Source organism: Myxococcus sp. AS-1-15, assembly GCF_020037055.1.
In the GTDB taxonomy this organism is placed as follows: domain Bacteria; phylum Myxococcota; class Myxococcia; order Myxococcales; family Myxococcaceae; genus Myxococcus; species Myxococcus fulvus.
Map to the genome: position 1 here is coordinate 183,319 of NZ_JAIQDF010000005.1, position 20,165 is coordinate 203,483.

Here is a 20,165-nt window from a genome sequence, read left to right on the forward strand (position 1 = left end):
TGCCGGATGAGGCAGAACGCGAGGACGCGGGGGCTTGCCCTTGCAAACCTCCCCGTCGTCGATCCTCCGCGTCAGGCGCCCTTGGCCAGCTCCGCGTCGATGGCCTGCACCAGGCGCGGGTCCTCCGCGGTGATGTCCGGAGCGAAGCGCGCGGCGACACGACCATCACGGCCGATGACGAACTTCTCGAAGTTCCACTGGACCTCCGGGATGGGGTTCGCCTCGATGCCGTAGCCCTTGAGGCGCGCGCGCATCGGGCCATCACCGGTGGCGTCCGGGAACGCGCGGGTCAGCTCCTGGTAGAGCGGGTGCTTGTCCTCGCCGACGACGGAGATCTTGGAGAACAGCGGGAACTTCACCGCGTAGTTGAGGTCGCAGAACTGCTTGATCTCCTCCTCGGAGCCCGGCTCCTGGCCCATGAAGTTGTTCGCGGGGAAGCCCAGCACCTCGAGCCCCTTCGCGCGCTTCTCCTCGTAGAGCTTCTCCAGGCCCGCGTACTGCGGCGTCAGGCCGCACTTGGAGGCCACGTTCACCACCAACAGGACCTTGCCCTTGAACTGGCCCAGCGTGCTGGGAGCGCCATCGATGGACTTCAAGGGGATGTCGAAGAGGTTGCTCATGTTCGGCTCGCTTCAGGAGGAAAGTGGGGAGGGGTTCCCGGGTGGGTCGACCCGCGAGGTATACAGGACGAAATCGCCGGTCTCGGCAAGCAACATCCCGGGAGTCGGACGTGGGTTTCAGACGCCCGGTCCACCAGTGGACGCGGCCTTCGGGCTCACCCCGGGCGAGGCTCGTGCCGTCGAAGTGGGGCCGTGACACGGTGACTTTCCACCGTGGGATGACCGGGCGGGCATGGGCCGCGAATTGAATCGCGTCCTGGCGGCAACGAGGGTTGCGCCTCCATGCGCACGGCGGCAACTTCCCCCTCCGCACCATCCCCCCTCAGGAGAGAGACGCATGCGTTTCCTGTCGATGCCCCTCATCGTCGCCGCCCTCCTCGTTGGTTGCAGTGACGATCCAGATCCCACGCCGACACCTGACTCGGGCACGCCACAGCAGGACTCGGGCACCCCACAGCCGGACGCGGGGAATCCGCCGGAAGACGCGGGCACGCAGGAGCCTGACGCGGGCAATCCGCCGGAAGACGCGGGCACGCAGGAGTCTGACGCGGGCAATCCGCCGGAAGACGGGGGCACGCAGGAGCCGGACGCGGGGCCCCTGCCCAGCGGTCCTCCCGTTCCGCAGGGGCCGCCCAACGTGCCCGAGTTCCCTCCGGCCTTCCCCGGCCAGACGCGCGCTCCGGCGGTCCAGTCGCAGACGCAGTTCCAGGTCACCGAGGTGGCCTCCGGCATCCGGAATCCCTGGGGCCTCGCCTTCCTGCCCGACCAGCGCATGCTGGTGACGGAGAAGCCCACGGGGCGGCTCTTCATCGTCACCCAGCAGGGCGAGAAGTCGGCCGCCGTCACGGGCCTGCCCGCGGTGGATGGCCGGAACCAGGGAGGCCTGCTCGACGTGGAGGTCGGTCCCGACTACGCGGAGAGCCGGCTCATCTACTGGACCTATTCCGAGCCGCGGCAGGGCGGCAACGGGCTGGCGGTGGCGCGCGCGAAGCTGGTGGACGGCGCGCAGCCGGCGGTGGAGAACGTCCAGGTCATCTTCCGCATGATGCCCACGCTCGAGTCGACGCTGCACTCGGGCGGACGGCTGGTGTTCACGCCCGACGGAAAGCTGTTCGTCACGCTCGGCGAGCGCTCCATCCTCGACGGCCGCAAGCAGGCGCGGGACGTGAAGAGCCACTTCGGCAAGGTGGTCCGCATCAACCCGGATGGCTCCGTGTCGCAGGACAACCCCTACGTGAACACGCCGGAGGCGAAGCCGGAGATCTGGTCGGTGGGTCACCGCAACATCCTGTCGGCGGCGCTCGATGGGCAGAACCGCCTGTGGATCGTGGAGATGGGACCGCAGGGGGGCGACGAGCTGAACCGGCCCGAGGCGGGCAAGGACTACGGCTGGCCCACCATCGGGTACGGCGAGGAGTACTCGGGCGCGCCCATCCACGACAGCCCCGTGGGTGAAGGCATGGAGCAGCCGGTGTACTACTGGGACCCGGTGATTGCCCCCTCGGGGATGACCATCTACTCGGGGACGCTGTTCCCGGAGTGGCGCGACAACATCTTCGTGGGAGGGCTGGCGGCCCAGGCGCTGGTGCGGCTGATGGTTCGCAATGACCGCGTCATCGGCGAGGAGCACCTGCTCAAGAACCGCAACGAGCGCATCCGCGAGGTGGTGCAGGGCCCCGAGGGCGCGCTCTACCTGCTCACCGATGCGACCAACGGCAAGGTGCTCAAGCTCACGCCGCGCTGAGTCTTCATCATCCACGGTGGCAACCGCGCGTCCCGGGGGAATCACACCTCGGGGCGCGCGGTCGTTTTGATGGAGGGTGAACGTGTCGAGCGTCTCGCAGGGCCGTGCGTCATGGACGTGACGCAGGTGGCGCCCTCGATGCTCACGAGCCCGCAGAGGCGCGCCGAGCCGTTCATCGGCGCACAGGCGCGCGTTCAGGAGGCGTCGCCGCGCGGAGCACTCGCTTGTCGGGGGTGGCCCCCGAAGTCAGTGTGCCGCGCGATTCCCGTGAGGCGTCGACGGGCGAGGAGAAGTCCTCCGCGTGCTCGGCGTTCCACGGTGCACCTCCACCCGTCACATCGAGGACTCGCCATGCGTTCGAGGTTGGGTCATGTCGTCCGCTGCATCCGCGCCGGGTCGAGCGCGGTGCTGTTGCTCCTGTCCAGCCTCGCGTCGGCGCAGCCTCCCGTGAGCGAGCCTCCTCCCCGCGCGGTCCTCTTCCAGGGCGTGCGCGTGTTCGACGGCAAGTCGAAGGGGCTGTCCGGGCCCGTCAACGTCCTGGTTCAGGGCAACAAGATCGCGCGCATCTCGAGCAGCCCCATCGCGCGCACGGGCGAGGTGCGAGTCATCGAGGGCAAGGGGCGCACGCTCATGCCGGGACTCATCGACGCGCACTACCACATGATGATGGCCTCGGTGCCGCTGACCGTGGCGCTGGCGGGGCCGGAGGGGTACCTCACGTTGGTGGCCGCGCGTGAGGCGAAGGCGACGCTGCTGCGAGGCGTCACCAGCGTGCGCGACATGGCCGGGCCGGTCTTCAGCATCAAGCGGGGCATCGATGAGGGGCTCATCGAGGGCCCGCGCATCTGGCCCTCGGGCGCGATGATCTCGCAGACCAGCGGCCATGGGGACTACCGCCGGGCGGAGGCGCTCCCGCGGACGGCGATGTCCTCGCTGACGTTCGCGGAGCGCGTGGGTGGGGCGGCCATCGCGGACGGGCAGGACGAGGTCCTGCTCCGGGTCCGTGAGCAGCTGATGCTGGGGGCCTCGCAGATCAAGCTGGCGGCGGGAGGCGGTGTGTCCTCGGACCACGATCCGCTGGATGTGTCGCAATACACGGAAGCCGAGCTCCGGTCCGCCGTGGAGGCCGCGGAGAACTGGGGGACGTACGTGGCCGTGCATGCGTACACGCCGCGCGCCATCCAGACGGCCATCCGGGCGGGGGTGAAGGTCATCGACCACGGGCAGTTGATGGATGACGCCACCGCGAAGCTCATGGCGGAGAAGGGGGTCTGGCTGAGCCTGCAGCCGTTCCTCGACGACGAGGACGCGACGCCCTTTCCGGAGGGCTCGGACAATCGGGAGAAGCAGCTGGAGATGACGCAAGGCACGGACAAGGCCTATGCGTTGGCGAAGAAGTACAAGCTGAAGACGGCGTGGGGGACGGACTCGTTGTTCGACCCGAAGGTGGCGGCGAGGCAGGGCGCGCAGCTGGTGAAGATGACGCGGTGGTACACGCCGGCGGAGGCCCTGCGGATGGCCACGGGCACCAACGCGGAGCTGCTGGCGCTGTCGGGCAAGCGCAGCCCCTACAAGGGTCGACTCGGCGTCGTCGAGGAGGGGGCGCTCGCGGACCTGTTGCTGGTGGACGGCGACCCGGTGGCCAACTTCGAGTTGATCGCCAACCCCGAGAAGAACTTCCTGGTCATCATGAAGGACGGGAAGATCTACAAGGACCTGCTCGGCCCGTGAGCTGTATAGAGGGCGACCATGACGACGTCCGATGCACCACGCTCGCCGCGAGTGAGCATCCGTCCCGCGACGCTGGCGGATGCCGCGACGCTGACGGAGCTCGGGGAGAGGACCTTCAGGGACACCTTCGCCGCCGAGAACACGCCGGAGAACGTGGAGGCGTTCCTGGCCTCGCACTACAGCCGTGCGATCCAGGAGGAGGAGCTGCGGGAGCCTCGCAACCTGTACCTGCTCGCGGAGGTCGACGGAGTCCCCGCGGGCTTCGCGCTCCTTTGCGACGGCGCCCGTGAGCCGAGTGTGCGGGCCGAGCGCCCGGTGAACCTGTCGCGCCTCTATGTCGACCGCGCCTTCCTCGGTGCGAAGGTGGGCGCCGCGCTCATGCGCCGCTGCCTGGATGATGCGAGGAGGCGGGGGCACGACGTGTTGTGGCTCGGTGTGTGGGAACGCAATACGCGCGCGCGGGCCTTCTACGCGCGCTGGGGTTTCATCGAAGTGGGGGAGATGCGCTTCGTGCTCGGGACAGACCCGCAGCGCGACCTGGTGCTCGCCCTCGCGCTTTGAGCCGCGTCCGCAGGACCTCTCGCACGACTCGCCTCAGCGAGCGATGCAGGCGGTCGCCCTCGTGCAGGTGGCTGAGGATCTCGCGGCGCGTCAAGCGAGGGGCCGACGACGGCGTTTGCTGCCGGTCCCTGCCGAACGGCCGCGGGTCATCCATACCTCTGGAGTGGTATTCCGGCCCCTCCCGCCACCGACTACTTTCAGCAAATCAAGGAAGCGCGGGAAGCGCTCCGACTGGCGCCTGTGTATTGGCGCCTGACCGTGAATGGCAGTCGATGTCCACCCATGGTGGCGCGAGAGACTCGGTATCGTGTCGCGGGGGGCCCGGCGTTGTCATGTCGGTCGCGGCGGGACAGGATGAATGAGGTGTCCATGCCTGCCCATGCGGCGTTGGCCATGGGTTCACCGAGGGGGGCACATGCTGGATCCAGAATCTCTTCGTGTCGCGCATGAGCGGACCACGAGAGTCTTTCGGTATCTCCAGGCGCTGAACCGTCATCGAAACCCCGCTCCGCGCCAGCTTCGGGATCAACCGTGGAGCCTGAGCCTCGCGACGCTGCCCGCGCATCCCTCCATCCTGTTCGTGCGCGATGCGAGCGCCGCGAGTGAGGGGGCTGAAGGGACGGAGGGCTCCGACGCGGACCTCATCCTCCGGGTGCGCCGCCCGCGGCTGGTGCCTCCCCCAGCTCCGCCTCCTCCTCTCGCCGAGTGGCTGACCACGCCCTGGGATGACCCACTCGTGGAGCCCGGGACGGCGGCGTCTCGCGACGAGGTGGATGACCAGGGCGCCACACGCAGGGTGTCGTTCGACGAGCGTCCCGAGCGCGTCGAGGCCCTTGCGAGCTGGATGCCCCGTCACGCGGCCTGGGCGAGTGAGGAGCGGCAGGCGCGCGCGGCGCTGAGGATCTTCGAGCAGCTCTATGAGCTTCATGGCCGACTCGAACGAGAGGGAGAGCGGCTCGAGTTGCTGGTCGCCGATGGCATCCTGAGCTGGCGCCAGACGACGGGTGGATTGTTCCATCCCGTGCTGCTCCAGCGCGTCCAGTTGCGGTTCAACTCCCGGGTCCCCGAGTTCACGGTCTCCGACAGCGGGCGTGGCGTCGACCTCTACTCGGAGCTGTTCAGCCACCTGGAGGAACTCGACGGGAGGATTCTGGCGAGGTGTCGCGAGGAGCTCCAGGCCGGCGGGGTGAAGCCCCTGGGCGGTGAGCAGACCTCGAGCTTCTTGCGACGTCTGCTCATCCAACTGTCCGCGCGCGGGGAGCTACTCGAGCATGGCCGGCCGAGCGAAGACGCCGACCCGCCGCGCATGGGGCGAGAGCCCGTGCTGTTGCTCCGCAGCCGCAGCCTCGGTTTCGCCAGAGCCCTCGAGGGCATCCTGGAATCCCTCGAGAAGCGCCCGGACCTGCCGTCCGCGCTGGCCCGGGTGGTGGGCTGTGACGTGCCGAGCCCGCGCGAGGAGGCGGGCTCCAAGGGAACCCGAGGCCACGCTGGCGAGGTCGTGGATGTCCTGCTGAGCAAACAAGCCAACGCGGAGCAGGAGGAGATTGCCAGCCGGCTTGCTCGGAACGGCTGTGTCCTCGTCCAGGGGCCTCCGGGGACAGGGAAGACCCACACCATCGCGAACCTGATTGGTCATCTGCTCGCCGAGGGCAAGAGCGTCCTGGTGACCAGCCATACCACCAAGGCGCTGCGGGTGCTTCGAGGCCAGGTGGTGCCGGAGCTCCAGCCGCTGTGTGTGAGCGTCCTCGACAACGACCTCGACAGCCGAGCCCAGCTCGAAGGCGCTGTCTCCGCGATGGCGGAGCGATTGTCCGTGAGCAATGGCACGCGGCTGGACAGGGAGGCGTCCTCCATCGCGGAGCATCGCGAGCGGCTGAAGGATGAGCTTCAGCAGGCCCGACAGGAGCTGCTCCAGGCACTCTCCGACGAGTATCGAGACGTGGTGGTGGCGGGGCGGAGCTGGTCTCCCTCGGAGGCGGCCCGACGGGTCGCGGCCGAGCCGACGCAGCACCTCTGGCTGCCGGGGCCGGTGATGCTCGGTGCCGCGCTTCCCCTATCGGAGGACGAGGTCCGGGAGCTGTATCGCGGCAACGCCGTTCTGACGCCTCAACACGAGACAGAGCTGGCGTGTCCACTCCCGAGGCTCGACGAGGTCATGTCCCCTGGGGAGCTTGGGGGATTGCTGGAGAAGCGGAAGTCGCTCCGGGTGGAGGCGGAGGGCGCTCTTCCCAATCTCTGGCAGGGGCCTGCCCGGGCGGAGGACACCGTGGACCTGACGGAGCTGGCCAGACGCTGCCTTCGCGCCTTCGACCCATTCGAGGACGGTCTGCCCTGGAAGCTCGCGGCGGTGTCAGCGGGTCTGGCGGGGGACCGGGAGGCGGCTCCCTGGCGGTCCCTCATCGACGCCATCTCCGACGTGCGTGCCATGGAGCTGGCGACCCGGGAGTCCTTGTTCCAGCATGCCCCTGTTCCAGCACAGGATCTGTCCATGGACGAGCAGCTCTCCGTGCTCGCGGAGCTCCAGCGGCACCTCGAGGCGGGAGGGACGCTGGGGGCGTTCACGCTGCTCACGCGCTCCTCGTGGAAGCGAGTGATTCGGGGCTGCCGGGTCGAGGCGGGAGCGCCTCGGGAGCTGGTCCACTTCGCGGCGCTCTCCGCGTGCCTCTCGCTCCGCAAGCAGCGGCAGGTGCTGGCGCGGCGCTGGGATGGTCAGATGGCCGCGTTGGGCGCGCCGCTTTCGTCCGAGCTGGGAGAAGCGCTGGAGGAGCGGCTGCTCGAGTTTCGCGATGAACTCGGCCGGTGCCTGGACTGGGCGGAGTCCGTCTGGCGTCCGTTGGACAAGGCGCTGAGCACGAGCGGGATGCGCTGGAAGGAGCGGTTGGACGCGGAGCCCATCAATCCAGCGCCCCATGGGATGTTCCAGCGGCGGCGCGACGCATTGGTACGAGGCATCGCGCCTGCCCTGCGTGCGCGGGCACGTGAAATCGAACTGGAACGGGTCCGCGAGAAGCTGCGACAGGCTCGGGCCCGGCTCGAGGCGTGGGGAGGAATCTCCGCGGGTTCCGTCATCGTCCGGAGCCTCGCGAAGGCGCTGGAAGCGCGGGATGGCGAACTCTACGCCCGCGCGTTCGTGGGGCTCACGGAGATCCTGGAGAAGCGGCGGGCACTCACGCGACGACAGGAGCTGCTCACGAGGCTGAAGGCGGCCGCCCCGGGTTGGGCCTCCGCCATTCGCGAGCGTCGGGGCGTCCACGCGCGGGAGCGGCCCCCGGGAGCACCCCAGGCCGCGTGGTGCTGGCGGCAGCTTCACGACGAGCTCGAGCGCCGCGGCGGCGTGCAACTGGCCAGCCTCCAGTCGCGCATCGAGGTGCTGTCGGAGGAGCTGCGCAAGTGCACCGCGAAGCTCATCGAGCGTCGTGCCTGGGCCTCCCAGGCCCATCGGACGACGTTGGGGCAACAGCAGGCGCTGGTGGGCTGGTTGGACATCCAGCGGCGCATCGGGAAGGGGACGGGAGTCCGGGCGCCTCGCTTGCGTGCGCAGGCGGCGCAGTTGATGAGCGAGTGTCAGCGAGCCGTGCCGGTGTGGATCATGCCGCTCACGCAGGTGGTGGAGAACTTCACGGCGGCGACCCGGTTCGATGTCGTCATCATCGACGAGGCGAGCCAGTGCGATGCGATGGGGCTCATCTCCCTGTACCTGGCGGACCGCGCGGTGGTCGTGGGAGACCACGAGCAGGTGAGCCCCTCTGCGGTGGGGCAGAACGTGGGCATGGTCGAGCAGCTCATCGCCGAGCACCTCGCCGGAATCCCCAACGCCGTGCTCTATGACGGAAAGATGTCGGTCTACGACCTCGCCCGGCAATCCTTCAGCGGCATGGTGTGCCTGCTGGAGCACTTCCGCTGCGTCCCGGACATCATCGAGTTCAGCAATCAGCTGTCCTACGAGGGGCGCATCAAGCCGCTTCGGGAGGCGGCGAGCGCCAAGGGACTTGCTCCCCTGAACATCCATCGGGTCGAGGGGCATGCCCAGGCGAAGGTCAACGAGCGGGAGGCCATCGCGGTGGCCTCCCTCATCGCCGCCGCCGTGGAGCACCCCGCCTATGCGGGGCGCACCTTCGGCGTCATCTCGCTCGTCGGAGAGGAACAGGCGTTGAAGGTGGATTCGTTGCTTCAGGCGCACCTGTCTCCGGCCGAGTACGAGCGACGGCGCGTATTGTGCGGAAGCGCCGCCCAGTTCCAGGGTGACGAGCGGGACGTGATGTTCCTGTCCATGGTGGACAGCCCCGATGGGGACGGCCCCCTGAGTCGACGGGAGACGCAGGACTTCAAGCAGCGCTTCAACGTCGCGGTGAGCCGGGCCCGGGACCAGCTCTGGGTCGTGCACTCGCTCAATCCCTCCATCGACCTGCAGCCCGGGGATTTGAGGCGCAGGCTGTTGGAGCATTGCGCGCAGCCGCAGGGGGTCGAGCGGGCGCTCCTGCGTGCCGAGCCCAAGACGGAGTCTCCCTTCGAGAAGGAGGTGCTCGCGCTCCTGGTCCGCGCGGGCTATCGGGTGACGCCGCAGTGGCGCGTGGGACACTACCGCATCGACCTGGTGGTCGAGGGGGGAGGGCGCCGGCTGGCGGTGGAGTGTGATGGAGATCGCTACCATCCCCTCGAGAAGCTCCCGGAGGACATGGCACGTCAGGCGCTGCTCGAGCGCCTCGGGTGGCGGTTCGTGAGGATTCGAGGCAGCGCGTTCTTCCGGGACCCCGAGGCCGCGATGCGACCGGTCTTCGCGAGGCTGAAGGAACTGGAGATTCCTCCAGAGGGAGCTCCACCGGAGGAGGCCGCTCCGGTCGAGGACGCCCTGCGCGCGGAGCTCGTGCGCCGTGCCGAGGCCATTGCACGGGAGTGGGAGGCCTCACCCGAGCGCTTCCGGGCTCCGAAAGAGGCGCGCGCCTCCCGTGTCGGACGCCCGCCTCGCGGTGGTGCGCCGAGCAAGAAGAGGAGCGAGGCCACTCCAGAAGAAGAGGTGCCCGACCAGATTCCGACGCTCCTGCCGCTCGAGGTACCACTCCCCGCGGCGCAAGTCGTCACTCCCCGGCGGCCCAGGGTGGGGAGCTTGAGGGCGGTGCCGCGAGAACAGGACAAGCCCCTCGCCGAGAAGGATCCGCTCCCCGCCGCTTTACGGCGCCTGCTGACGCCTCAAGACTTCCTGTGCCAGTCGTGTCGGGGAGAGCGACGGCTCTGGATCGGAGAGCGGGGGCCCTTCCTCAAGTGCGCGGCCCAGAAGTGCTTGAAGACGGAGAGCGTGAGGTTCGAAGTCCTGGTGCTCGCGCTGGAGCTGCGGGCACGATGCTCGTGTGGTGCGTTCCTCCACGTCGCCCGAGGAGTGGGAGGCGAACCACGACTGGAATGCACCGGGGCGGGGTGCTCCAAGCGCTGGCCATGGCGGCAGTTCCGCGATCAACTTCGGGGCCGCAAGATGGATGAGCCCGCGCCAGTGCTACTTCCGCTTCGGCCCCTTCAAGTACTTGCTCAGCCGGACCTTGCCGAGCCCACGACCACCGAACAGATACCAGGTGATGGCCGCGCCAAAGAGCGCCGCGGCCAGGGCGATGCCTAGGGCCCCGAGCACCGGGATGTTCCCGTACATCCACGGCTTGGGCGCGAAGGAGATGAACGCCCCGACGATGAGGCCGCAGGCGCACAACCCCATGAACATGATGACCGACGCGCTGCGCAGGTTCTCGTTCAGCTTCTCGAACTGGTCCGCCCGCACCGTCACCGTGAACTTGCCCGACTCCATGTCCAACAAGATCTGCGACAGCTGCGTGGGCAGGTCCGCCGCCATCGACTGGATGCGCAGGAGCGTGCGCATCAGCCCGCCCTGCAACTGCATCGGGTCATACCGCCCCGCGAGCAGCTCCTTCGCGTACGGCAGCACCACCTCGACGATGTTCATCTCCGGGTACAGGCTGCGCAGCATGCCCTCCGTGGACACCGACGCGCGGCTGAGCAGCGCGTACTCCTTCGGGATCCGGATGCGGTACTTCACCGCCAGATCCAGCAAGTCCCTCAGCAGCGAGCGCGTGTCCACCTGACCCAGCGTCGTGGGCAGGTGCTGCCCCAGGATGCTCTCGATGTCGTTGCGGAAGCCCACCAGGTTCGCCCGCGCGTCCGGCACGCCCACCCGGTAGAGGATGCGCGCCACCGAGTCGCTGTCCTTCAGCGCCACCGCCAGGCACAGCATCACCAGCGTCTCCTGCATCGGCCGCGTCAGCCGTCCCACCACGCCGAAGTCCAGCAGCGCCAGCCTGTTGCCCTCCAGCAGCAACACGTTCCCCGGATGCGGGTCGCCGTGGAAGAGCCCGTCGTCGAAGAGCTGCCGGAAGCTCGCCTCCAGGATGTGGTTGGCGATGGTCTTCCGGTCCTCGTCCGACAGCTCCGCCTGGCTGATCTTCACCCCCCGGATGAACTCCAGCGTCAGCACCGTCCGGCTCGACAGCGCCGCGTAGACGCGCGGAATCTTCATGTACGCGCGCTCCCGGTGGTTCTCCAGGAACGCGCGGACGTTGGCGGCCTCGTTGATGAAGTCGAGCTCCTCGTGGATGGCCCGGTCGAACTCGTCGACGATGCCCGTGGGCGTGTAGATGCCCGTCTCCTCCACCACGGCTTCCAAGAGACGCGCCAGGTTGCGCAGCACCACCAGGTCCGAGTCGATGCTCGCGGCGATGCCCGGCCGCTGCACCTTCACCACCACCTCGTCGCCCTCCAGCGTCACCGCCCGGTGCACCTGGGCGATCGACGCCGCCGCCAGCGGCGCCTCGTCGATGTGCTTGAACAGCTCGCGCGCATCCTTGCCCAGCGACTCGCGAATCTGCGCGTGCACCTGCTCGAGTGGAATCGGCTCCACGTTGTCCTGCAGCAGCGCCAGCTCGTCCACGAACTCCGCGGGCAGCAGGTCCGCCCGCGTGGAGAGCACCTGGCCCAGCTTCACGAAGGTGGGGCCCAGGTCGTTGAGCAGCATCCGGAAGCGCCGGGCCGTGGAGGCTCGCTGGGCCTCCGGCGAGACCTCGACCTTCTCCTGCCGCCCGAGGATGCGCCACAGCCCCGCGCGCTCCAGCACCTCGCCGAAGCCATGCCGGGCCGCGATGACCGTAATCTGCCGCACACGGTTCAGGTCCTGGAGGTTCACGGAAACGCTTTCTCCTCGCGACGACGTTAGACCGCGACCGCCGGCTTCGCCACGAAGCGCAGCAGGACATACCCCACCAGCGCCGACAGCAGCGAGCCCACCACGATGCCCAGCTTCGCTTCGTTCAGCACCGCGGGCTGGTCCCCGAAGGCCAGCCCCGCCACGAACAGCGCCACCGTGAAGCCGATGCCCGCCACCACCGCCACCCCGTGCAGCTGCGCGAGGCTCCCGCCGCCCGGCATCGACGACACGCCCAGCCGCACAGCCCCCCACGTGAAGGCGAGGATGCCCACCTGCTTGCCCACGAAGAGGCCGACGATGATGCCCAGCGGCACGGGCGACAGCAGGTCTCCCCAGCCCATGCCCGCCAGCGGGATGCCCGAGTTCGCCAGCGCGAACAGGGGGACGATTCCGTACGCCACCCAGCCCTTCCACAGGTGCTCGAAGCGGTTGAGCGGCGGCTCGAGCTCCTCCAGGCGCTCCTCGATGTAGAGCAGCTGCGCGCCCCGCATGGACTCGTCCTCGGCGCGCCCGGTGCAGTCCCGGATGTAGACGGACAGGTCGTCGAGCACCTCGCGCCCGGGCCTCGTGGGCCGCGAGGGGATGCACAGCCCTATCACCACGCCCGCCAGCGTCGCGTGGATGCCGCCGTGGTGCATCGTGAACCAGAGCGCCGCGCCGGCCAGCAGCCAGGGGATGCCATTGCGGACATAGAAGCGGTTGAGCGCGACCAGCACCGCCACCACCGCGCCCGCGGCCAGGAGCCAGCCCCCGTGCACGCCGGTGCCGTAGAACAGCGCGATGACCAGGATGCCGCCGATGTCATCGAAGATGGCGAGCGCCGTGAGGAACACCACCAGCCCGTGGCTCACGCGTGAGCCGACGAGCGACAGACAGCCGATGGAGAACGCGATGTCGGTGGCCATGGGGATGGCCCAGCCCGCCTGCGCGGCAGAGCCCGCGTTGATGACGGCGTAGAGCAGGCCCGGCACCACCATGCCGCCCAGGGCCGCGATGAGCGGGAGCACGGCGCGGGCCGGCGTGCGCAGCTCCCCGGCGCTCAGCTCGCGCTTGACCTCCATGCCGACGAGGAAGAAGAACAGCGTCATCAGCCCGTCGTTGATGAGCTGGCGGACGGTGAAGGTCGCGTGGGTGCTCGCCACCCCGAAGGACAGCCGGGCGTCGAAGAGGCCCTCATAGGACGCGGCCCACGGCGAGTTGGCCCAGGCCATGGCGAGCACGGCGCACACGGCCAGCAGGATGCCGCTGCTGGTCTGGAGCTGGAAGAAGGCCCGGAGCGGAGCAATCGCCACCCGGAAGAGCGCGGGTACGGGCGTCGGGCTGCGTGTCCTGGGGGCGGTCGAGGGGGGAGGCGACTCCATGGCGGCGCGGAAGATGCACTCGCCCATGGACGGCTGCATCCGTTTTCGCGACGGCGCGAGCGGAAATGTCGGTGGTGGATGATAGGGAAACCGGGCGGGTAGGGTCAGCGGTTCGTTGATCCAGGGGTGGGGGCATGAGAGAAGGGCGGGGATGGCCGTGACGCAGCAGATGAAGGCAGCCAAGGCAGCAGCGGTGGAGCTTCCCGTGGACCCGACGCAGGACGTCGCGCCGGACGGGGACAAGGCGAGCGAAGGCTCGGGCGCGAGGGAGATCGCGTCCCTGACGCCGATGATGCGCCAGTACCTCGAGGTGAAGGCGCTGCACCCGGACACGGTGCTCTTCTTCCGGCTCGGGGACTTCTACGAGATGTTCTTCGAGGACGCGGTGAAGGCCTCGGAGATCCTCCAGATCACGCTCACCGCCAGGGCCAAGGGCGCCGACAAGGTGCCCATGTGCGGCATCCCGTACCACTCGTCGCGCCGGTACATCGCGCGCCTCATCGGCGAGGGCCTGAAGGTCGCCATCTGCGAGCAGGTGGAGGAGGCCGGCAGCGGGCCGGGCATCGTCCGGCGCGAGGTGACGCGGGTCATCACCCCCGGCATGGTGCTGGACGAGGAGGTGCTCGAGCCTCGCGACAGCAACTTCCTGGCCGCCGTGTACTGGAACGAGAAGGGCTTTGGTGGGGCGCTGCTGGAGGCGTCCACCGGCGAGTTCCTCGCGATGGAGGCGGGCTCGGCGGCGGAGCTGGCGGAGTCGCTGTCTCGCGTGGAGCCTCGGGAGCTGCTGGTGCCCGCGGGGCAGCGCAACTCGGCGGAGGTGGCGCAGCTGTGCTCGCGGCTGCCTCGCGTGCCGGCGGTGGCGGAGGGGGAGGTCGCGGCCTTCGAGCCGGCTCGGGCGGCGGGCTACCTGCGCTCGCACTTCGCGGTGCAGTCGCTGTCGGCGTTCGGATTGGATGACGCGCCGCTGGCCACGGGGGCTGCGGGCGCGGCGCTGCGGTATCTGAAGGACACGCAGAAGACGCCCGCGGCGCACGTGGACCGGCTGAGCCGGCAGGAGCGCTCGGGCAGCCTGCTGATGGACGAGTCCTCTCGCGCGAACCTGGAGGTGCTGCGCTCGCAGCGGGACGGTGGGCGCAAGGGTTCGCTGTTGGGGGTGCTGGACCGGACGGTGACGAGCCTGGGGGCGCGGAAGCTGGCGCGCTGGCTGGCCTCGCCGCTGGGGTCGCTCCCGGAGATCCACGCGCGGCTGGACGCGGTGGAGGAGCTGTCCGCGAAGAGCGTGTGGCGTGAGGAGCTGACGGGCATCCTCAAGGAGGTGGCGGACCTGGAGCGGCTGACGGGCCGGCTGTCGCTGGGCGCGGGCAACGCGCGGGACCTGCGGGCGCTCGGGGTTTCGTTGGCGCAGCTGCCGCGGTTGGGCGCGGCGCTGGCGCGGTGTCAGGCGCCGTTGCTCCAGTCTCTCGCGGGGCCGCTGACGGCGTTGCCGGAGCTGGCGAATCTGTTGGCGCGCTCGGTGGTGGACGAGCCTCCCGTGGCGCTGAAGGAGGGTGGCTTCATCCGGCAGGGGTACCACGCGGAGCTGGACCGCCTGGTGGAGCTGTCGACGTCCGGCAAGGACGTGCTGCTGAAGATCGAGGCGCGGGAGAAGGAGCGCACCGGCATCGGCTCGCTGAAGATCCGCTACAACAAGGTCTTCGGGTACTACCTGGAGGTGACGAAGTCGAACCTGCACCTGGTGCCGGCGGACTACATCCGCAAGCAGACCACGGTGGGGGCGGAGCGGTTCGTCACGCCGGAGCTGAAGGAGCACGAGGAGCAGGTGCTGACGGCGGAGGAGCGCCGGTGCGCGCTGGAGCTGCAGCTCTTCGAGGAGCTGCGGGCGAAGGTGGCGCAGGCGGCCCCGCGCATCCGATCCGTGGCGGAGGCGGTGGCCACGGCGGACGCGCTGCTGTCCTTCGCGCGGTGCGCGTCGGAGTACGGCTACACGCGGCCGGAGGTGGACGCGTCGGAGGTGCTGAGCATCACCGCCGGGAGGCATCCGGTGGTGGAGCGGATGCTGGGGGCGGGGGAGTCCTTCGTTCCCAACGACGTGCGGATGGACCCGGAGGACGCGCAGCTGCTGGTCATCACCGGCCCGAACATGGCGGGCAAGAGCACGGTGATGCGGCAGGTGGCGCTGACGGCGCTGATGGCGCAGGCGGGCTCGTTCGTTCCGGCGAAGGCCGCGCGGATCGGCCTGTGTGACCGCATCTTCACGCGCGTGGGCGCGGCGGACAACCTGGCGCGTGGTCAGTCGACGTTCATGGTGGAGATGACGGAGACCAGTCACATCCTCCACCACGCGACGAACAAGAGCCTCATCATCCTGGATGAGATTGGCCGTGGGACGTCGACGTTCGATGGTCTGTCCATCGCGTGGGCGGTGGCGGAACACCTGCACGACCACGTGAGCGCGCGCACGCTGTTCGCCACGCACTACCACGAGCTGGTGGACCTGGCGCGTGAGCGGTCCAAGGTGAAGAACCTGTGCATCGCCGTGAAGGAGCAGGGCGGCAAGGTCATCTTCCTGCGGAAGCTGATTCCGGGCGGGGCGAGTCGCTCCTACGGCATCGAGGTGGCGAAGCTGGCGGGCCTGCCGACGGAGGTGGTGGGTCGGGCGCGCGAGCTGCTCCAGAACCTGGAGTCCGGGGAGCTGGACGACGCGGGACGGCCTCGGGTCGCGGTGCGGCAGAACCCGAAGAAGGCGGCCGTGGCGGCGGGACAGCTGGGGTTGTTCGGTGAGCCCGTGGCCCCGGCTCCCGCGCTGCCCGCGTCGCATCAGAAGGCGCTGGAGGTGCTCAAGTCAGCGGCCATCAACAACCTGACGCCGCTGGACGCGCTCAACCTGTTGGCGAAGCTCCAGCGCGAGCTGGAGTAGCAGCGGGCCGGGCGAGGTTCGCGGACCTGCGCCCGGCGCCGCGGCGATGGTGGCTACTTCTTCTTGGCGACGCTCAGGGGGACGGAGACCTGGGTGTTCTCCCAGGCGAAGTTGAGCGCGGGGGCCTTCACATCGATGGTGATGGTGAGGGCCTCGTAGGTGTCGGCGGACTTCTTGGTGGGAACGTCCACGCGCAGCACGTCCTTCGTCTTGTCGTACTTGTACGCGCCCCACTGGCCCACGTCCTTGCTGACGATGAGGGTCCACTTGTCGGCCTGGGGAATGGTGAAGAGCGAGTAGGTGCCGGCGGCGAGCTTCTTGCCGGCGAGCTCGATGTCACCGGTGGTGGTCAGCTCCGTGGCCTGGTTCGCGCCCAGGCGCCACACCTCGCCATAGGGGACGAGCTTGCCGAAGATCTGCCGCTTCTCGCCCGTCTTGGGGTCCTGGATGCGGGGCGAGTGGTACGTCACCTTCACGTAGGTGTTGTCGTCCAGCATCTTCGCCGTCATCGCGAGGGGGCTGGCAGGTGCCTTCTCGGGAGGAATCGACTTCTGGGCCACGGCGGGCGTGGCCACGAGGAGGAACAGCGCGGCGAGGGCGGGGATGCTCAGGTGCCACGAGAGTCGATGGTGGGTCATAGGGGCGCCCATAGTACACACGTGCGTTCCGGGTGCCCGAGATGTGTCGGGCCTCCCCTTGGAGTCAAAAAGCTGCAACAGTTGACTAGTCTGCTTTCGTTCCAAGAGGACTCACCCGGGCGTCGGTAACGCCATCGCGCCGGGCAGCACGTACAACTATTGGGTTCAGGATTTCGGTCGGTCTTGAGCCCGGATGGGGCAGACAGTCCTCGGGGGCACTGTGTATTCAGCTCCCGTGGTCGTGCAGACAGGTCTGGCACGTCTTGGAGAAAGGGCTCGAGGCGACGAACTGCGAGCAATCACAGCCCATGACGAAGCAGGAGTGCACGTTGTCGTAGCGTCCACCAAACGGGTGGGGCGCGAACGTCTGGATCGACACCTTGCCCACGGTGGTGGTCGGCGTGGGGAACGATGACCCTCCGTAGCCGATGAACAGCGGCTGGGGGATGGGGTCCTTCTTCAGCGCCTTCGTCCCCTGGCTGCGCGGGCTGTCCCACGCCAGCAGCTTCACCTGCGGCGCGTCGTTCTGACCCGGGTTGGGAAGGCGCACCGCCACGCGGAAGTACAGGGCCCGGGTCGCCCAGTGCTCGGGTGACTGGAAGTCCCAGAACAGGTCGCTGACCGTCGCGACGGTGGGGTGGACCGAGCTGCCCTGGTACGCGCCCAGGCCCTTGTAGTTCTGGATGTGCATGACGGCCTTGGAGCAGCGGTCCATCACGAACATCCACTGCTCCTCCTCCGCGTGCTCCAGCGACGTCTGGAACTTCGCGGTGCTGGCCTTCACCTCGAAGAAGGCCCAGCGGGGACTGGTGGGCGTGTGCTTGAGCTTGGCCGTGATGTCCACGCCGTTGCCGGTGTTGTTCTGCACCGGCCCCCGGATGTCGAACCCGAGCTGCTCCAGGAACTGCATCGCGATGCGCTCGCCGATGTCTCCAATCCAGCTGCTGTCCATGTAGGTGATGCTGTTGCACTGGGCCAGGAGCGTCATCTGGGTGCCGCCGGTGACACGCGTCTCGCCCCAGGGGTAGCGGACCGCGGTGATGGGCGCGCCCTGGGTGTACTCGTCGCTCCCGAAGCGGGGCATCGACACGCGGATGAGGTGCAGTTCGAACTCGGCGCCCCCGTTCATGGCCCGCTCGACCGCCCCCGCGCCTTCCAGGGCGTCGTCGCCGTATTCGCCCTTCAGCGCCCGCTTGATCCGGTCATTGACGAACTCCTGGGCGTTCCGCTGGGCCTTGGAGCACTGCGCGTCGTTCACCTTCACCTCGACGCAGTGGATGACGCGGCCGCGCCGGGTCTCGATGCGCGACTTGCGATCCCGGGAGGGGTAGCGCGAGGTGCTGACGTGGACCGTCTTGGCCGCGCCGATGCAGTTCGTCAGCTGGTCGTATTCGTCGTCGCCGTTCGTGATGAAGACCAGGTCGATGCCGTTGTTCCTGCTGACGCAGATGGAGTCGATGTTCGTCTGCGCCTTGATGAAGTTGCGGAAGAGGGTCTCCGCATAGACGCCGCCATGGTACTGGGGGACGTCGAGCTTGACCTGGCTCATGGTGATGGCAGTGCCGGAGGCCAGGCCCTCGTAATGCTTCCGCGCGTAGCAGTCCGCGCAGGTCGTCTGGGGCGTGCAGGACCAGAACAGCCGGCCGCAGCCCGTCGTCGAGCAGGTCTTGATGTCGGTGGGCTTCTTCATCGCGCAGGAGCCGCAGATGAACTGGTTGAAGTCCGAGCTGCTGAACCAGTCGCTCCCCGTCCCGTACTTCTCCAGCTCCAGCGGCGTCGTGCACACCGTGCACTTCTTGCGATCATCCCGGAAGACGAAGCCCTGGGTGAACGTCAGCTGCGGCGTATCCAGCTGTGTGCGCCGCTTCTCCATGTACGCGATGACCGTCGAGACGACGGTCGGGTTGCTGAAGGACTTGAAGCGCAGCGCGGTGATGGCCTGGTCGAGCTTCCACGTCTCCGCGCAGGTGTCGATGGCTCGCGCGAGGGCGTCCTTCTGGGAGGTGTCGTCGGTCTCGTAGTCGATGCCGTCGAAGGTGATCTTCATTGCGAGCGCCTCACGTGGAAGGGGTGGGGCCTCCGAGAACGCCTCCGCGGGACCCTGGCGGGCCCCTTGAGCAAGGGGCGTACCGGCTCAGCACCCGTGGGGCCCGGCAGAGCGCCGCACGCGCACTTGCGTCCCAGGTAGACGCAAACGCGTCACGCGGTGACGCCCAATGGGGGCACGGGGGACTGTCGCACAGCCCACACTCACCTCACGGGGGCTTCCCGCGCGGCCGGCTCGTGACGAGATCTGGGGGTCTATGAGGCTGGCCTCCATCATCCTGGGAATCTGCGTGACGGGCTGTGCGGCCCGTGGTGTGTCCTCGGCGTCCGAGAGTGCTCCCGCCGAGGGGGGCTCGGGGCGGGATGTCCTCGTGTTCGAGGGCATGTGTGATGCCTCCGGGGCCGTGGCCCTCGGCGGCTCGCTGTTCGTCGTGGGCGATGACGAGGACAACATCCTCCGCGTCTACGACGCGCGGCGCGGCGGCGCTCCCGTGCAGAGCGTGGACCTGTCTCCGGACCTGGAGCTGCCGGCCCACAAGAAGAAGCCCCCCGAGGCGGACATCGAGGCGGCGACGGGGCTGGGCACGTACTCGTTCTGGCTCACGTCTCACGGACGCAACAGCGCCGGGAAGAAGGCCCCCAGCCGGCTGCGCTTCTTCGCCACCGAGGAGGTCGACGGCAAACCCCGGCTCGTGGGCCGGCCTTATACGCAGCTCCTCGATGACCTGCTGGCGGCGCCGCAGCTGTCGGGCCTCCGGCTCGCGGAGGCGGAGCCGCTCGCCCCCAAGGCCGAGGGCGGGCTCAACATCGAGGGCATGACGGCGATGGCGGACGGCGCGTCCATCTACGTCGGCTTCCGCAGCCCCGTACCGCAGGGCAAGGCGCTCCTGGTGCCCGTGCTCAACCCCGTGCAGATGGTGCTCGAAGGGCAATCCGCGCGCGTGGGGGAGCCCCGCCTCGTGGACCTGGGCGGCATGGGCATCCGCTCGCTGTCCTGGTGGCACGGCCGGTACCTCATCATCAGCGGCGGCACGGATGGCTCGGGCACCTCGCGCCTGTTCACCTGGCTGGGCGGGGACGACGCGCCCGTGCTCGCGAGCACCGTCGACCTCGCGGGCTTCAACCCGGAGGCGTTCTTCACGCCCGAGGACGCGGAGGAGATCCTCCTGCTCAGCGACGACGGCACCGTCCCTGTCGATGGCACCGCGTGCAAGAAGCTGAAGGACCCGGCGAAGAAGCGCTTCCGCGGCGTCTGGGTGAAGCTCCCCGCGCAGGGCTGACCGCGTCGACGAAAAGCCGCGCGGGGCTCACCGTCCCGCATCGAGGGCGTGACCCAAGCACCTCGC

The 20,165-nt window shown here is 68.8% G+C and carries 11 protein-coding genes; 6 read left to right on the top strand and 5 right to left on the bottom strand.

Annotated elements, in window-relative coordinates:
- Positions 1-71: 71 nt before the first annotated feature.
- Positions 72-620, bottom strand: coding sequence for a glutathione peroxidase (locus tag K8625_RS16580; RefSeq protein ID WP_223783255.1), 549 nt, complete (start codon positions 618-620; stop codon positions 72-74).
- 337 nt (positions 621-957) lie between these two features.
- On the opposite strand from K8625_RS16580, the gene K8625_RS16585 reads away from it, so the two are divergent.
- From K8625_RS16585 to K8625_RS16600, 4 genes are all read left to right on the top strand, one after another.
- Positions 958-2,364, top strand: a complete 1,407-nt coding sequence (locus K8625_RS16585; RefSeq protein WP_223783256.1) for a PQQ-dependent sugar dehydrogenase — start codon at positions 958-960, stop codon at positions 2,362-2,364.
- A 351-nt stretch (positions 2,365-2,715) separates the two neighbouring features.
- On the top strand, positions 2,716-4,095 hold the full coding sequence (locus K8625_RS16590; RefSeq protein ID WP_223748666.1) for an amidohydrolase family protein: 1,380 nt from the start codon (positions 2,716-2,718) through the stop codon (positions 4,093-4,095).
- An 18-nt stretch (positions 4,096-4,113) separates the two neighbouring features.
- The gene (locus tag K8625_RS16595) at positions 4,114-4,656 is read left to right on the top strand and encodes a GNAT family N-acetyltransferase (protein WP_223783257.1); all 543 of its coding nucleotides are present in this window, start codon (positions 4,114-4,116) and stop codon (positions 4,654-4,656) included.
- 415 nt (positions 4,657-5,071) lie between these two features.
- Positions 5,072-10,264 carry an AAA domain-containing protein gene (locus K8625_RS16600; RefSeq protein ID WP_223783258.1) on the top strand — a complete coding sequence of 1,731 codons (5,193 nt, stop codon included), beginning with the start codon at positions 5,072-5,074 and terminating at the stop codon, positions 10,262-10,264.
- On the opposite strand, the gene K8625_RS16605 is transcribed toward K8625_RS16600, so the two are convergent.
- Positions 10,145-11,836, bottom strand: coding sequence for an AarF/ABC1/UbiB kinase family protein (locus tag K8625_RS16605; RefSeq protein WP_141324077.1), 1,692 nt, complete (start codon positions 11,834-11,836; stop codon positions 10,145-10,147). The two genes, K8625_RS16600 and K8625_RS16605, sit on opposite strands and share 120 nt — an antisense overlap.
- Positions 11,837-11,862: 26 nt before the next feature.
- On the bottom strand, positions 11,863-13,218 hold the full coding sequence (gene nhaA, locus K8625_RS16610; RefSeq protein WP_223748780.1) for a Na+/H+ antiporter NhaA: 1,356 nt from the start codon (positions 13,216-13,218) through the stop codon (positions 11,863-11,865).
- 151 nt (positions 13,219-13,369) lie between these two features.
- Here nhaA and mutS point away from each other — a divergent pair, with 151 nt between their 5' ends.
- Complete coding sequence (gene mutS, locus K8625_RS16615) at positions 13,370-16,135, top strand: DNA mismatch repair protein MutS (protein ID WP_223783259.1); 2,766 nt, start codon at positions 13,370-13,372, stop codon at positions 16,133-16,135.
- A gap of 53 nt (positions 16,136-16,188) precedes the next feature.
- On the opposite strand, the gene K8625_RS16620 is transcribed toward mutS, so the two are convergent.
- Complete coding sequence (locus tag K8625_RS16620; RefSeq protein ID WP_223783260.1) at positions 16,189-16,773, bottom strand: DUF2911 domain-containing protein; 585 nt, start codon at positions 16,771-16,773, stop codon at positions 16,189-16,191.
- Positions 16,774-16,999: 226 nt separating this feature from the next.
- Positions 17,000-18,820: a hypothetical protein gene (locus K8625_RS16625; RefSeq protein ID WP_223783261.1), complete on the bottom strand. Its 1,821-nt coding sequence runs from the start codon at positions 18,818-18,820 to the stop codon at positions 17,000-17,002.
- Between the two features lie 256 nt (positions 18,821-19,076).
- Between K8625_RS16625 and K8625_RS16630 the strand changes: the two genes are divergently transcribed.
- A complete protein-coding gene (locus K8625_RS16630) occupies positions 19,077-20,099 on the top strand; it encodes a DUF3616 domain-containing protein (RefSeq protein ID WP_223783262.1) in 1,023 nt (340 codons plus the stop codon).
- The last annotated feature ends 66 nt before the right edge of the window (positions 20,100-20,165 follow it).

Excerpts from the sequence above, each read along its gene's own strand:
- mutS (WP_223783259.1), top strand. The coding sequence starts at position 13,370 with ATGGCCGTGACGCAGCAGATGAAGGCAGCCAAGGCAGCAGCGGTGGAG.
- K8625_RS16625 (WP_223783261.1), bottom strand. The coding sequence starts at position 18,820 with ATGAAGATCACCTTCGACGGCATCGACTACGAGACCGACGACACCTCC.
- K8625_RS16580 (WP_223783255.1), bottom strand. The coding sequence starts at position 620 with ATGAGCAACCTCTTCGACATCCCCTTGAAGTCCATCGATGGCGCTCCC.
- nhaA (WP_223748780.1), bottom strand. The coding sequence starts at position 13,218 with ATGGAGTCGCCTCCCCCCTCGACCGCCCCCAGGACACGCAGCCCGACG.
- K8625_RS16595 (WP_223783257.1), top strand. The coding sequence starts at position 4,114 with ATGACGACGTCCGATGCACCACGCTCGCCGCGAGTGAGCATCCGTCCC.
- K8625_RS16590 (WP_223748666.1), top strand. The coding sequence starts at position 2,716 with ATGCGTTCGAGGTTGGGTCATGTCGTCCGCTGCATCCGCGCCGGGTCG.
- K8625_RS16600 (WP_223783258.1), top strand. The coding sequence starts at position 5,072 with ATGCTGGATCCAGAATCTCTTCGTGTCGCGCATGAGCGGACCACGAGA.
- K8625_RS16620 (WP_223783260.1), bottom strand. The coding sequence starts at position 16,773 with ATGACCCACCATCGACTCTCGTGGCACCTGAGCATCCCCGCCCTCGCC.
- K8625_RS16585 (WP_223783256.1), top strand. The coding sequence starts at position 958 with ATGCGTTTCCTGTCGATGCCCCTCATCGTCGCCGCCCTCCTCGTTGGT.
- K8625_RS16630 (WP_223783262.1), top strand. The coding sequence starts at position 19,077 with ATGAGGCTGGCCTCCATCATCCTGGGAATCTGCGTGACGGGCTGTGCG.